Origin of the sequence: Shewanella litorisediminis (assembly GCF_016834455.1) — a bacterium.
In the GTDB taxonomy this organism is placed as follows: domain Bacteria; phylum Pseudomonadota; class Gammaproteobacteria; order Enterobacterales; family Shewanellaceae; genus Shewanella; species Shewanella litorisediminis.
Genome location: NZ_CP069213.1, coordinates 4,163,707 through 4,178,417 on the forward strand (window position 1 = coordinate 4,163,707; position 14,711 = coordinate 4,178,417).

Sequence of the window (14,711 nt, forward strand, 5' to 3'; positions counted from 1 at the left end):
TTCGAGTTTGCTATCCATAGCCTACCCATTTAGACATAGGTAAAATGTGAACTTCCACCAATTTGGCCGTTCCAGCAAGTTTAGATTACCGTTTTTGTTAAGCAGCGCATATTTTAGCCATTGCGAATGCACAGTTCGTTTATTACACGATTACAAGCCAGAAACAAACGGTGGTGCTTCAACGGCAAAAAGTGGATTTAAGTTCTTACCCTAATTAGAGCCGTGAGCGTCAACGGGGTTAGCAAAGGGGAGCGGAGCCGCTTAGTCCCCTTTGCCTGAATGTGGGTGGGCGAGTGTTTGCCTGCGCACGAGCGAGAGCCATGGATGGCGAACTGCCCCTTGTACATGGATGTATTTGCCCACGACCTTTTGCCAAGCGCAGCTTGGCTCAGTCAACTCAAAGCACAGCATTGACAGCCGAAGTTGAGCCCCGTTGCTGCAAGCAACAAAAAGCCCCGCAGTCGCAGGGCTTTTCAACTCAGTGGCGACTAAACGCATTCAGTCACCACACATCAAAGTTACATGTCACTCTTTGTACTTAAGGGTGCCATTCTCTTTGATTTCATCGAACCACAAGTCGTGGTGCCTGGCTTGGCTAAAGAGGCCCAGGAACTGGGCCTCACAGCACCACTGAAGCCAAAGATTACTCTTTGTACTTCAGAGTACCATTAGCCTTGATTTCATCAAACCAAAGGTTGTGGTGCCTGGCTTTGCTTGAAAGGCCCAGGAACTGGGCCTCACAGCACCACTGAAGCCAAAGATTACTCTTTGTACTTCAGAGTACCGTTAGCCTTGATTTCATCAAACCAAAGGTTGTGGTGCTGCGTGGCCCAGTTCTCATCACAGTAACCCGACACCATACACTCCATACCGCCCTCAGACATCACGGTCGCCATAAAGATGTGCACTATGGAGAAGGCACAAATGATGATGGCGCTGATGCCGTGCAGAACAAGGGCAGCGAAGCTTAAGGTGCGGCTTGGCTCAAACAGGTTGGGGAACAGCAGCAACATGCCGGAGGCCGAGATCACCAGCCCGAACAGGGCAAAGGTCCAGAACCACATTTTTTCACCGGCGTTGGCAAAGCCCGCGTCGGGGTGCTGGTTCTTGAAGGGGCCAAAGTTGATATAGCCACCCACCACCATAAACCACTTGATGTCGTACATTTTCGGCAGCTGGTTTTTGGCCCACATCAGGGTCATCAGCGCCCAGCCAATCATAAAGGGAATGGCCATAACATCGTGCACCTGCTTGGCGGCATACACCAGACCGGCCCATACGCTCTCACCCAACCAGGGTTGGAAGAAGAAGCGACCTGCCAGCAGTACCAAACCTGTGAGAATAAGCAGCAGACAGGGGATGGCCCCCAGCCAGTGAATGCTCACGTCCAGCTTGGACCAGCGGTACACCATCTTGCCCGAAAAACCGTGGTGCAGCTTGGAGATACCGTTGACCATGATAAACAGGGCAAACACCACTATCATGCCAAACAGCGCTGCCATCAGCCCCGGCGCCAACCAGGTGCCGCGAACCTGCAGCAGTCTGGGGTCGTAGGTATTGATGGGCTGACCATGAAACTCACTGGTCGAGGTGGTGTAACCCACGGCGCCGTCTTTCAGCTCGGCCCACATCTGGGCATCTCCCAGTTGGGCATTGGCATCGGCAGCATGGCCGAGCCCCATACCCAGCATGAGTAGCGCAGCCACGGCCAGGATTTTGAACCAATTGTTCATTGTTAACCTCCGTTGGGGGCGAACAGGCCGCCCCCCTGGCTGTGATTACTTCCAGGCACCGTTGTCGGCACCACGATAGACCACGCGCTCACGGAAGATGTTGGAAACCACTTCCGCATCACCGGCAAGCAGCGCCTTGGTGGCACACAGCTCGGCACACATGGGCAGCTTGCCTTCGGCGAGACGGTTGCTGCCGTACTTCTGGCGCTCAGCATCGGAGAAGTTTTCTTCCGGGCCACCGGCGCAGAAGGTGCACTTGTCCATTTTGCCGCGGCTGCCGAAGGCACCCTTTTTAGGGAACTGGGGCGCGCCAAACGGACAGGCGTACAGGCAATAGCCACAGCCAATACAGGTGTCCTTGTCGTGCAGCACTATGCCATCGTCGGTCTTGTAGAAGCAGTTGGCCGGACACACCGCCATACAGGGGGCGTCAGAGCAGTGCATACACGCCACCGAAATGGAGGCTTCACCGGGCTCACCATCACGGATGGTGACGACGCGGCGGCGCTGGATACCCCACTCGAGGGCGGAGTCGTTTTCGTTTTTACAGGCGGTGACGCAGCCGTTGCACTCGATGCAGCGCTTGGTGTCACACAAAAATTTCATAGTTGCCATAATGACTTATCTCCTCGATTACCGCGCTCAGGCCTTGACTATCTGACACAGGCTCGACTTGGTTTCCTGCATTTGGGTCACAGGGTCGTAGCCATAGGTCAGCGCCGTGTTGGCGGATTCACCGATGACGTAGGGCACGGTGCCTTCCGGATAGTTGGCGGCCAGACTCTCGCCATGCATCACACCGGCGAAGTGGTAAGGCATAAAGGTCACGCCGGGTTTTACCCTGGGTGTCACCATCGCCTTGATGAGGATGCGGCCACCCTCCGGGCCTTCCAGCCAGACATTGTCATTGTTGCGAATACCCCGGTCGGCAGCGTCGGCCGGGTTGATTTCCACAAACATCTCCTGCTGCAGTTCGGCCAACCAGGGGTTGGAGCGGGATTCTTCGCCGCCACCCTCGTACTCCACCAAACGACCGGAGGTAAGCACCAGCGGGTAGTTGCCGCTGAAGTCTTTTTCCTGAATCGACTTGTACAGGGTAGGCAGACGATGCACCTGCATGTCGTCGTAGGTGGGGTACTTGGCCACCAGATCGCGACGGGCGGTGTACAGCGGCTCACGGTGCACAGGCACAGCATCAGGGAAGGTCCACACCACACAGCGGGCACGGGCGTTACCGAAAGGAATACAGCCGTGCTTGATGGCAACGCGCACAATGCCGCCGGACAGATCCGTCTTCCAGTTTTTACCTTCGGCCTCGGCTTTTTCGGCCGCGGTCAGGTCGTCCCACCAGCCCAGTTGCTTGAGCATGTCGGCGGTGAATTCGGGATAACCGTCTTCAATCTCGGCGCCCTTGGAGAAGGAGCCCTCGGCCAGCAGGTTCTGGCCCTGATACTCAACGCCATAACGGGCACGGAAGTTACCGCCGCCGTCTTTCACATGCTTGCTTGTGTTGTAGAGAATTTGGGTACCCGGGTGTTTCATCTCAGGGGTGCCCCAACATGGCCATGGCAGACCATAGGTTTCGCCCTTGCATGGGCCACCTTCGGCTTCGAGACTCTTCTGCGAGAAGGTGCCCCAGTTCATGGTGTGGGCCTTGATACGCTCAGGGCTCTGGCCTGTCATGCCGATGGTCCACATACCGCGGTTGATTTCGCGGGTAATGTCCTCAATCAGTGGCACGCCATTTTCTTTGCTGATGCGCTTGGTGTATTGCTCGGCAATACCCAGCTTTTCCGCCAGACGGTACATGATTTCGATGTCGGTCTTGGACTCGAACAGCGGCTCGATAACCTGTTCACGCCACTGGATAGAGCGGCCTGAGTTGGAGATGGAGCCACGGGTCTCAAACTGGGTCGCGGCAGGCAGCAGATAGACGCCATCTTTACGGCGGTGCATGACACCGGCCATGGTTGGGAAGGGGTCAACCACAACCACTGTGTCCATCTTGTCCAGAGCATCACGCACCTCGCGCTGACGGGTTTCGGTGTTAACCGACTGACCCCAGAAAAACGCCAGACGGATATTGTCTTTCTGCGCCAGCTTGGCCTTGTCTTCCAGCACACCGTCGTGCCAGCGGGAACAGGGAATACCAGGGGTGGTCATGGGCTCGCGGCCCAGGTAGGTGCCGTGGTCGAAGCGACCCTTGACCCATTCCAGATCCAGATCCCACACGTGGGTCCAATGCTGCCAGGCGGCGCTGGTCAGGCCGTAGTAACCGGGCAGGTTGTCAAACAGCAGGCCCAGGTCGGTGGCGCCCTGTACGTTGTCGTGACCACGGAAGATGTTGGTACCACCACCGGATACGCCCATGTTGCCCAGCGCCAGCTGCAGAATGCTGTAGGCGCGGGTGTTGGCGTTGCCCACGTGGTGCTGGGTACCCCCCATACACCAGACCACAGTGCCGGGACGGTTATCGGCCATCAGCTTGGCGGCCTGATAAATGGCCTCTTCAGATACACCCGTGATATCGGCCACTTCTTTTGGCGGGAACTTTTTGGCTTCTTCGCGGATTTTGTCCATGCCAAATACGCGCTGGTCGATAAAGGTTTTGTCTTCCCAGCCGTTTTCAAAAATGTGCCACAACATGCCGTAAATAAACGGAATATCAGTGCCGGGGCGAATACCCACGTGCAGGTCGGCGTGGGCCGCCGTGCGGGAGAAGCGCGGGTCGACCACGATGATCTTGGCGTTGTTGCGCTCTTTGGCAGTCAGAATGTGCTGCATGGACACAGGGTGTGCCTCGGCAGGGTTGGCGCCGATAAAGAAGATGGCGCGGGCATTCTGAATGTCGTTGAAAGAGTTGGTTTGCGCACCATAACCCCAGGTGTTGGCCACACCGGCTACGGTGGTAGAGTGACAAATACGGGCCGAGTGGTCGACGTTGTTGGTGCCCCACATGGCCGCGAGTTTGCGGTACATATAGCAGCCTTCGTTGGAGAACTTGGCCGAGCCCATGAAGTACACAGAATCCGGGCCTGACTCCTGACGAATGCTGAGCATCTTGTCGCCCACCTCGTTAATCGCCTGCTCCCAGCTGATACGCTTCCACTTGCCGCCTTCAAGCTTCATCGGATACTTGAGGCGTTTTTCACCATGGCCGTGTTCACGCAGCGCAGCACCCTTGGCACAGTGACCACCGGCGTTGAAGGGGTGATCGAATGCGGGCTCCTGGCCGGTCCAGACGCCGTTTTGCACTTCGGCATACAGGCCACAACCCACGGCACAGGCACTGCAAATGGTGCGCTTGATTTCAATCGGTGCATTGTGGGGAATGTCTTTGGCCTCGGCGCGGCGCATCATGCCGGTGCCGAGCATGGACGCGGCGGCAATGCCACCGGTGGCAATACCGGCCGTTTTCATAAATTGACGGCGGCTCATGCCGAGCGGCTTGGCCTCGGTCTTCGCGGCCACGTCTGAGGTACGGGTAAGTTTCATTACAGACTCCTTTTACTCGCCGCGTAAGCTGGCGTAATAACGGCGGACATGGTCTGTCTCGCGATAGCCCTTGGACTGGGCAGACGCAGACTCAAGCGGCTGTGCCACTGCGCTGCCACAAGTGGCCACTGCAACACCGGCAACACTGCCCATGGCCATGGTCTTGAGAAACGCCCGGCGCTCTGCGCTGTTGGGGGTTGTTTTCATATTGACTCCTGAGCTAATCAGCCAAGCTGACCCACCCTGTTAACAAAAAGCATGATTATTGTTGTAAAACTCACTTTTATTAGTGAGTTAGGGACTTTTCGCCGCCACTGTAGCCGCGCATGTGAGAGACAGACTTGATCTGGCGCAGTATTGTGGCCTTGCGCACCCGCTGATAGTCGTGTTCTGTTAACAAGCGCAAGAAACCGCTATAAAGGTGAGCCGGTAACCCTTTGATACAAAAATGCAAATTCGTTAAATTTGTGAATGACTTGTGGGGCTGAAACACCAGAGAAAACGCGTGTTTGTGGTTGGATGGGCCTTAAAGGAGAGCGGAGATGAGCAGCTTAATTAGGTGAGTGGCAACACGCGCCCAGAATGTTTTATGGTTTCGGGGGTAGGTACTGTCTTGCAGAGACAAAAAGGCCCAGTTAAAACCGGGCCTTTTTCAACAACGGACTAAACATCAGTCCTTGTATTTCAAGCTGCCATTGGCCTTGATTTCATCATACCCGAGGTTGTGGTGCCGGATGGTGTAGAAAGGCCCAGTCAAAACTGGGCCTTTTTCAACACCGGACTAAATATCAGTCCTTGTATTTTAAGCTGCCATTGGCCTTGATTTCATCGTACCAGAGGTTGTGGAGCCGGATGGTGTAGAAAGGCCCAGTTAAAACTGGGCCTTTTTCAACAACGGACTAAACATCAGTCCTTGTATTTTAAGCTGCCATTGGCCTTGATTTCATCGTACCAGAGGTTGTGGTGCCGGATGGTGTAGAAAGGCCCAGTTAAAACTGGGCCTTTTTCAACAACGGACTAAACATCAGTCCTTGTATTTCAAGCTGCCATTGGCCTTGATTTCATCGTACCAGAGGTTGTGGTGCTGAATCGCCCAGTTTTCATCACAATAACCGGACTTCATGCACTCCATACCACCTTCACTGAGCACAGTCGCCATCCAGATGTGCACTATGGTGAAAGCGATAATGATGATGGCGCTCATGGCGTGGATAAGCAGGGCCGCCATCGAGGCTTCCCGCGGCAGATCCAGGCCGGGCAGAACCAGCATCACCCCGGTCACGCTGATAAACAGACCGAAGATGGTCAGGGTCCAGAACCACATCTTCTCACCGGCATTGGCAAAACCACTGTCGGGGTGCTTACCCTTGAAGGGGCCGAAGTTGATGTAGCCACCCACCAGCAGGAACCATTTAAGGTCGTAGAGCTTGAAGGTTTGCAGCGGCATCCACTTCACCACGCACAATACCCAGGCCAGCATAAATACAGGCCCGGCAAAGTCGTGCACGGTTTTACTGCCGTAGATGAGCGAAGCCCACAAACCCGAGCCCACATAGGGTTCGAGCACATGACGTCCCAGCATGATGGTTAGACCGGTGAAGATCAGCAGCAAACAGGCAATGGCCATCACCCAGTGGATCCACAGATCCGCCTTACTCCAACGGGCCACCAGCTTGCCCGAGAAGCCGTGGTGCAGCTTCGAGGGGCCGTTGACCAGATAGAACAGCAGGAAGGCACCGAACACACCCACCACGGCAAAGCCCATGACGGGGGTCAGATACTGATTGCGGACTTCCTTACCCTGATTACCGGCCACGTTGATGAGTACACCTGCCTCAACGCCCTGGGCGGTGGTAGAACCGGATTCACCGGCTTTTACCGCACGCCACAGATCGGCATCACTGGTTTGCGCTGCCTGTTGTTGACTGGATTGCTCATCGGCGGCCCAGGCACCCGAAACGGATCCCAGCACCAGAGCCATCGCCAACAAGGCCACAGACCAGAGCTGCTGCAGTGACTTGTTAAACGTTTTGGATAACATTTTCACTCCTATAGCGGCAACAAAGCCCAATAAAGGCGCCCTGTTGCCACAGCTTGGCCTCAGTTAATCTCACCTGTCTGGGGGTTGTAGCCCCAGATCACGTTGGGATTGCCGCGGGCAGCCATACGCTCACGGTAGATGCTGGATACCACATCGGCATCACCGGCGAGCAGCGCCTTGGTGGCACACAGCTCGGCGCACATTGGCAGCTTACCTTCGGCGATACGGTTGGCACCGTACTTCTGACGCTCGGCGTCGGAGAAGTTCTCCTCAGGACCACCGGCGCAGAAGGTGCACTTGTCCATCTTGCCGCGACTGCCAAAGGCGGTCTTTTTCGGGAACTGCGGCGCACCGAACGGACAGGCGTAGAAACAGTAGCCACAACCGATACAGGTATCTTTGTTGTGCAGCACTATGCCGTCGTCGGTTTTGTAGAAGCAGTTCGCCGGACACACCGCCATACAGGGCGCGTCGGTACAGTGCATACAGGCAACCGAGATTGAGGCCTCGCCGGGTTCACCATCACGGATGGTGACTACACGGCGACGCTGGATACCCCACTCGAGGGCGGAGTCGTTTTCGTTCTTACAAGCGGTGACACAACCGTTACACTCGATGCAGCGCTTGGTGTCACACAGAAATTTCATGACTGCCATAATGGCTTTCTCCTCATCAAGTTACGGTCAGGCTTTCGTGATTTGGCACAGACTGGACTTGGTTTCCTGCATCTGGGTCACAGGGTCGTAGCCGTAGGTCATAACAGTGTTGGCAGACTCACCCACTACGTAAGGCACTGTGCCTTCTGGATAATTCTTCGCCAAGCTTTCACCTTCAAAGATGCCCGCAAAGTGATATGGCATAAAGCATTCACCGGCAATCACCCTTGGGGTCACCATGGCCTTGACACTAATAACCGCACCCTCTGGACTGTGTACCTTGACGTTGTCACCGTTGCGAATACCGCGATCAGCAGCGTCGGCAGGGTTAATTTCGATAAACATCTCCTGCTGAAGCTCCGCCAGCCATGGGTTGGAGCGGGTTTCTTCACCACCACCTTCGTATTCCACCAAACGGCCTGAGGTCAGTGCCAGTGGGAAGTCCTTGGCGAAATCCTTCTCCTGGATTGACTTGTACAGGGTTGGCAAACGATGAACCATGCGGTCATCGTAGGTGGGGTACTTGGCCACCAGGTCACGGCGTGGTGTGTACAGCGGCTCGCGGTGCAGCGGGATATCGTCCGGGAAAGTCCACACGATACAGCGGGCCTTGGCGTTACCAAAAGGAATACAGCCATGCTTGATGGCAACACGCTGGATACCGCCGGATACGTCGGTCTTCCAGTTTTTGCCTTCGGCGTATTTCTTCTCTTCTTCGGTCAGGTCATCCCACCAGCCAAGCTGCTTGAGCATGTCGGCAGTAAATTCTGGATAACCGTCCTGAATTTCAGCGCCCTTGGAATAGGTGCCTTCGGCCAGCAGGTTGTTACCTTCGTGCTCAACACCAAAACGGGCACGGAAATTACCGCCGCCGTCTTTGACGTGCTTGCTTGTGTCGTACAGGATCTGGGTACCGGGGTGTTTCATCTCAGGTGTACCCCAACATGGCCAAGGCAGACCATAGGTTTCACCCTTGGCAGGACCGCCTGGGGCTGTCAGGCTGTTCACATCGAAGGTGCCCCAGTTTTGCTGGTGCATCTTCAAACGCTCAGGGCTCTGGCCAGTGTAACCAATGGTCCACATGCCTTTGTTGAATTCGCGGGTGATATCTTCCACCAGCGGCTCATCGCCGTTCACCTGAATGTGTTTGCACAGCTCTTTTTCAATACCAACTTTCTTGGCGAGCTTGTACATGATCACATGGTCTGGCAGGGATTCGAACAGCGGCTCAATGACCTTATCGCGCCACTGCAGTGAGCGGTTGGAGGCAGAAACCGAACCATAGGTTTCGAACTGGGTGGCAGCAGGCAGCAGGTACACGCCGTCAGTGCGCTGGTGCATAACACCGGCCATGGTTGGGAAGGGGTCAACGACAACCACTGTGTCCATCTTGTTCAGTGCTTCACGCACTTCACGGCCACGGGTCTCGGTATTGACTGACTGGCCCCAGAAGAACGCCAGACGAATGTTGTCTTTCTGGGCAATCTTGGTCTTGTCTTCCAACACACCATCGTGCCAGCGGGAGCAGGGAATACCGGCGGTGGTTTGTGGCTGTTTGCCGAGGTACTCTCCCTGATCGAAACGGCCGGATACCCAGGCAGGGTCCAGATCCCACACATTGCTCCAATGCGCCCAGGCACCGGAAGTCAGGCCATAGTAGCCTGGCAGGTTGTCGAACAGCAGACCAAAGTCCGTAGCGCCCTGCACGTTATCGTGGCCACGGAAAATGTTGGTACCGCCACCGGACACGCCCATGTTGCCCAGTGCCAGCTGCAGAACACAGTAAGCGCGGGTGTTGGCGTTACCTACGTGGTGCTGGGTACCACCCATACACCAAACGATGGTGCCAGGCTTGTGCTCGGCCATCATCTTGGCCACACGGTACATCTGTGCCTTGGAGACACCGACCACGTTTTCCACTTCTTCCGGCGTCCAGCGCTTCACTTCGTCCTGGATACGTTCCATACCGTATACGCGGGACTTGATAAAGACCTCATCCTGCCAGCCGTTTTCGAAGATATGCCACAGCAGACCGTAGATGAAGGGAATATCGGTACCGGGACGGATATGCACGTACTCGTCGGACTTGGCCGCAGTACGGGTAAAACGGGGATCAACCACAATGATTTTGGCACCGCGCTCTTTGCCAACCAAAATGTGCTGCATCGCAACAGGGTGTGCTTCGGTTGGGTTGGAGCCGATGAACATCATGCACTTGGAGTTGCGCATGTCATTGAAAGAGTTGGTTTGCGCACCATAACCCCAGGTGTTGGCCACACCGGCTACAGTGGTAGAGTGACAAATACGGGCTGAGTGGTCGACGTTGTTGGTGCCCCACATGGCCGCGAATTTGCGGTACAGATAAGCTTGTTCGTTGGAGAACTTGGCCGAACCCATGAAGTAAATCGAATCCGGACCTGACTCCTCACGAATTTTGAGCATCTGGTCACCAACCTCGTTGATGGCCTGCTCCCAGCTGAGTTTCTTCCACTTGCCGCCTTCAAGCTTCATTGGGTACTTGAGGCGTTTTTCTCCGTGGCCGTGTTCACGCAGAGAGGCACCCTTGGCACAGTGGCCGCCCTGGTTGAAGGGGTGGTCGAAAGCCGGTTCCTGACCCGTCCAAACACCGTTTTGTACTTCGGCGTAGATACCACAACCCACAGAGCAGTGGGAGCAGATGGTTCGCTTCACTTCGGTAGGGGCATTGTGTGGCACGTCTTTGGCTTCGGCGCGGCGCATCATGCCGGTACCCAGCATGGAGGCGGCGGCGATACCACCGGTGGCAAAACCGGCTGACTTGAGGAACTGACGGCGATTCATGCCAAGGCTGGGCTTTTCTGCCTGACGGGCCTCGGCGGAGGTGCGTGTCAATCGCATCTTAATCTCCTTGGTTAAAGGTTACCTGGCTCAGTTGCGCAGGGTGGCGTAGTAGTTGCGGATATGTTCTGTCTCGCGGTACTTGTCGCTTTGCGCTTCTGGTACGGCTTCGGTTGGGGCTGCAGAGGCACTGCCGGCTACTGTGGCCGCAGCCACGGCACCACCGCCAATGGCCAGCGCCTTGAGCAGTTCGCGACGACTCATTTCGGAAGCTTGCTTCTTCATGTTGTCTCCTTGTTGTTATCGTACCCGGCCGGGGCCGGGCTGCTTTTTGTGGCGGCTCTCGCCGCCGGTTTCTTGTCCTGCCTGTCGGAATTAATGAACTTCAACCGCTTCCTGACTGGCGGGGGCAATCTCGGCTGAGCCCGGACAATTCACCGGAATATCCAGACTCAACTGTTCAAACTCGTTGGCTTCCACGGCAAAGAATGCCTTGGCAAGCTGGGCAACTGTGGCGTAAAAGGCCGCACTGGGCGCCTTGGCCACCGCATCACAGAAGCGGTCTATCCAGCTGCCGATATGGCGCTGATAGAAGGCCAGCTGGCGATAACCGGGGGCTTCGAGAATAAGCACGCCCATGACTTCACACAGGGCTGCCACGTGGTCTTCGGGTTCCTTAACGTTTTCTTCGCGCTCAAAGCCCATCTGGGCCAGGTCCTGACGCAAGAGCGCCAGCGGCGTGTCCATCAGGGACCCGGTCATAAACCAGCTGCCATAGGGCAGGATTTCGCCGCAGCCCACGCCGAGAAACAGCGCGAAATACTCGTCTTCCAGCTGCGCCGGAGTGAACTGGCCGGCGGCCAGCTTGATAGCCGCCCAGGCGCGGGTCATGTCGTTATCCAGTTCATCCTCAACTTCCAGTCCCTGTAAAAAGGCCAGCAGTTCGGCTGAGGGGGCGCGGCGCAGCAGTGCCGCCAACAACTGGTAAATGTCTGCCCGGAACTGATCGTTTTCTGATACTTGTCGAATAGCTTGGGTCATAGCGCGTCTCTTATCTCAGTTGCTTTTCCGGATCTTGAAGAATGTCTTCAAACATGTCTTTCACGCGGCAATCGCCACACATCTTGAGTCGTTCGATGTTGGCCGAAAATGCCGAGTGCATGCCCACCATATCCAGCATCCGGTGCACCATGGATTGGGTCGCAAAGGGCGCGCCGCAGCGCACACACTCAAAAGGTTTTTCTTCCTTGAGCACCCTGGCAGCCTGACGGCTGGGGGCATCAAAATTCACCTGGGGCACCAGGCTGATGACCTTTTCGGGGCAGGCGGCTTCACAGAGGCCACACTGCACACAGTTTTGTTCGGTAAACAGCAGCTTGGGCTCATCACCGCCATCCTTGAGGGCTGCGGTGGGACAAATAGCCACACAGGACATACACAGGGTGCAGTTATCTGTGGCGACTGTGACCTTGCCGAAGGGGATATTGCCCATGGGCAGTATGCTGTTGATGTCGGCAGCCTGGCTGTTGAGGTGGTCGATGGCGGCGAACAGGGTGTCGCGCTTGCTGCCGCTACCAAAGGCAGCGGGAACCGTGACAGGCCAATCCAGGCTGATGTCGAGTGAGGGCTCCAAATCTGCCAGCTCGGCCTCGTCTATCAGACGTACCCGGGCAGGCTGCCCCATTTCAGCCAAAATACGGCAAGCCAGCGCAATTTCGCCCTTGAGCATGGCGGTGAGCGTGGGCGCAGTGGCCTGGGTGTTCAGCACCAGCACTTCGCGTGCCCCCCACGCCAGTGCGGCCAGCCAATGATCCATGGAAGCCACGGTAATTTCTTCCAGTGCCACCGGCAGCACCTCGCCGGGCAAGGCGCTATTAATGAGGGCGGCGCCCTGATTCTGGTCGTGGAACAGGATCACTGGAGCTTCGAGGGCTTCATCGCGAAAACGTGAAACCAGCTTGTTGAGAAAGCTGTGCAGCGCCTGGGGATTGGGCAAATCGTAACTGATGGCGCCCGTTGGACAGGCATTGGTACAGCTGCCGGCGCCGTGACACAGGTAAGGGTCAATTTCGATTTTCTTTTCCACGCTCTGAATGGCATCGGCGGGGCAGAAATTGAGGCAACGGTTACAGCCATTGAGACCATTGCGGTTATGGGCGCACAGGTCGGCATTCACCTTCACATATCGGGGCTTGTCGAATTGGCCCACCAGCTCGGGGATTTGCGTCAGCGCGTCTGCCAGTTTGGCCTCGTCCTGCCCCACGTGAAAATAGCCGGGTGGCAGCATTTCCAACTGGATGGCAGGTTCAATGGACAGGTCGAGCACTATGTCGAAGTGGGGGCGACGAATCGCCACGGCAGACAGCTGCGCCTGGGTGCCATTTTGCTCCACAGTGGCCTGAAACTGGCCAAGAAAGCCCTTGATGGACACCAGCTTGTTGTAATAACTCTCGACATCGGACGCGGCATTCATCACCCGCTCAAGGTGAGCCTCATCCTGACTGGAAATATCATCGGTGGCCAGTATGACCCGACTCGCCATGGCAGACAGTTTGTCTGCGGCCAGACGGGCCAAGTCCTCGGCACCGAGAATAAGGACGTGTCCCTCGGTGGAATAACTCACCGTGGGTGGAATCAGGTTCCCGAGGATCCGGGTTTGGGCCAGTACCTGACTGCGGATATCCGCGTGTCTGGCCCTGCGTGTTGTCTCTGTCATGCTCACGTTGCGTTCCTGAACAGTTCTTTGGCTGTTTCTGTACGTAAGGGTTGGTGTTTTTTTGTTTATTTTGCGCAACTTGCGCCACCTGACCGCCTTAATTACAGCAATTCACATACCAGTTTTGTGGACATTAAACTCGGTTATACTGACCCTGAGCGACAGGGTGCTCCACCTCAGTGGCCTCCTCCAGGTCATTTTGGGACAACTGCTGTACCTCCTCAGGCAAATTGTCCTCTGTGCACGCCTGTGTCTCGCCCTCGGGAACCGACTGTGCGGCAGTCTGAGGGTCTTCCTCTTCGTTACTGGCTTCCATCACGTGCCTGAACACCTTTTTCGCCAGCTCTATCGATGCATCGGCGCTCAGTTTGGGCTGATTGGAATAATCGAGTGCATACTCAATCAGGCCATCGATATGGTTGTATTGGGGCTGCTTCCACAGGGCGCGCAGGGCGGCCGTGCGGGTCAGAGGGTCCACATCGGTGGACATAAAGCGGGCAAAGCTGCCACCCACTTCGATGGCATCGGGATCCGGCAGGGGCTCCGGGGGCAACCCGGCGTCGGCCTCAGCATCGATACCCTCTGAAGTATCAGGTGCCGCAGCCCTTGGCTCGTCGGCGAGCTCAGCTGAATCAACCGTCGGCAGCGCCTCTGGCTCCGCACTCTGAGCAGGAATGTTGGCAAGTTCCGCGGCCTCTTCAGCCGCCACCGCATCGCGCCGGGCTTGCCAGCGCCCCAGGAAACCACGGGAGGTATCGTTCATCAGGACCTCCTGGCGTTTGCTTCTGCCAGTTCCTTGCGGCGGTTAACGTGTTTGCGGCGGTGGGCGCTGATTTCCACTTCGCCGTGACGGGTAATAAAGGCTTCAATCCAGCAGGCGACGGCTTCGGGCATGGCCATGTTCAGCACCGGGGTATCTCCCTCCAGGCATCCGGCGGCCACATTTTGATCGGCGCTGATACTGGCCGGCACCCAGGTGCCGTCTGCCAATTCATCACAAACGATGTACAGCATGGGATTATCCATATCCAGATTCAGGCGATAACTTGCACGCTCATCCAGATACAACTCAAGCAGCACCAGCTGCCCTTCTCCTTCGCTTGCCTGGCTGGCCGGGACCACCGAATCCAGCTCCCAGGTGGAGGAGGTCCATCGTCCCACCTGTTTTTCAACTTTTTTGAGCGACACATACATGGGCCAAACGCTTTGGGTGTGTTGCATCTTCTCATTCCTCTGGGTTGGGTGCGGCCAGA

The 14,711-nt window shown here is 56.3% G+C and carries 12 protein-coding genes; all 12 read right to left on the bottom strand.

Annotated elements, in window-relative coordinates; genetic code table 11:
• Positions 1-761 precede the first annotated feature (761 nt).
• A complete protein-coding gene (locus tag JQC75_RS18540; RefSeq protein WP_203325483.1) occupies positions 762-1,733 on the bottom strand; it encodes a formate dehydrogenase subunit gamma in 972 nt (323 codons plus the stop codon).
• A 45-nt stretch (positions 1,734-1,778) separates the two neighbouring features.
• Complete coding sequence (fdh3B, locus tag JQC75_RS18545; protein WP_203325484.1) at positions 1,779-2,348, bottom strand: formate dehydrogenase FDH3 subunit beta; 570 nt, start codon at positions 2,346-2,348, stop codon at positions 1,779-1,781.
• Positions 2,349-2,375: 27 nt separating this feature from the next.
• Complete coding sequence (locus JQC75_RS18550) at positions 2,376-5,228, bottom strand: molybdopterin-dependent oxidoreductase (protein ID WP_203325485.1); 2,853 nt, start codon at positions 5,226-5,228, stop codon at positions 2,376-2,378.
• Between the two features lie 12 nt (positions 5,229-5,240).
• A complete protein-coding gene (locus JQC75_RS18555; protein ID WP_203325486.1) occupies positions 5,241-5,435 on the bottom strand; it encodes a formate dehydrogenase in 195 nt (64 codons plus the stop codon).
• An 817-nt stretch (positions 5,436-6,252) separates the two neighbouring features.
• A complete protein-coding gene (locus tag JQC75_RS18560) occupies positions 6,253-7,269 on the bottom strand; it encodes a formate dehydrogenase subunit gamma (RefSeq protein ID WP_203325487.1) in 1,017 nt (338 codons plus the stop codon).
• 59 nt (positions 7,270-7,328) lie between these two features.
• Positions 7,329-7,925 carry a formate dehydrogenase FDH3 subunit beta gene (gene fdh3B, locus JQC75_RS18565; RefSeq protein ID WP_011761718.1) on the bottom strand — a complete coding sequence of 199 codons (597 nt, stop codon included), beginning with the start codon at positions 7,923-7,925 and terminating at the stop codon, positions 7,329-7,331.
• 27 nt (positions 7,926-7,952) lie between these two features.
• The gene (locus JQC75_RS18570; RefSeq protein WP_203325488.1) at positions 7,953-10,802 is read right to left on the bottom strand and encodes a formate dehydrogenase subunit alpha; all 2,850 of its coding nucleotides are present in this window, start codon (positions 10,800-10,802) and stop codon (positions 7,953-7,955) included.
• A gap of 30 nt (positions 10,803-10,832) precedes the next feature.
• Positions 10,833-11,027, bottom strand: coding sequence for a twin-arginine translocation signal domain-containing protein (locus JQC75_RS18575; RefSeq protein WP_203325489.1), 195 nt, complete (start codon positions 11,025-11,027; stop codon positions 10,833-10,835).
• 90 nt (positions 11,028-11,117) lie between these two features.
• Positions 11,118-11,783: a TorD/DmsD family molecular chaperone gene (locus tag JQC75_RS18580; protein WP_203325490.1), complete on the bottom strand. Its 666-nt coding sequence runs from the start codon at positions 11,781-11,783 to the stop codon at positions 11,118-11,120.
• 10 nt (positions 11,784-11,793) lie between these two features.
• A complete protein-coding gene (locus tag JQC75_RS18585; RefSeq protein WP_203325491.1) occupies positions 11,794-13,458 on the bottom strand; it encodes a 4Fe-4S binding protein in 1,665 nt (554 codons plus the stop codon).
• A 133-nt stretch (positions 13,459-13,591) separates the two neighbouring features.
• Complete coding sequence (locus tag JQC75_RS18590) at positions 13,592-14,221, bottom strand: DUF3306 domain-containing protein (protein ID WP_203325492.1); 630 nt, start codon at positions 14,219-14,221, stop codon at positions 13,592-13,594.
• Positions 14,221-14,679, bottom strand: a complete 459-nt coding sequence (locus tag JQC75_RS18595; protein WP_203325493.1) for a DUF3305 domain-containing protein — start codon at positions 14,677-14,679, stop codon at positions 14,221-14,223. Before JQC75_RS18595 ends, JQC75_RS18590 begins: the two co-directional genes overlap by 1 nt.
• Positions 14,680-14,711: the final 32 nt, after the last annotated feature.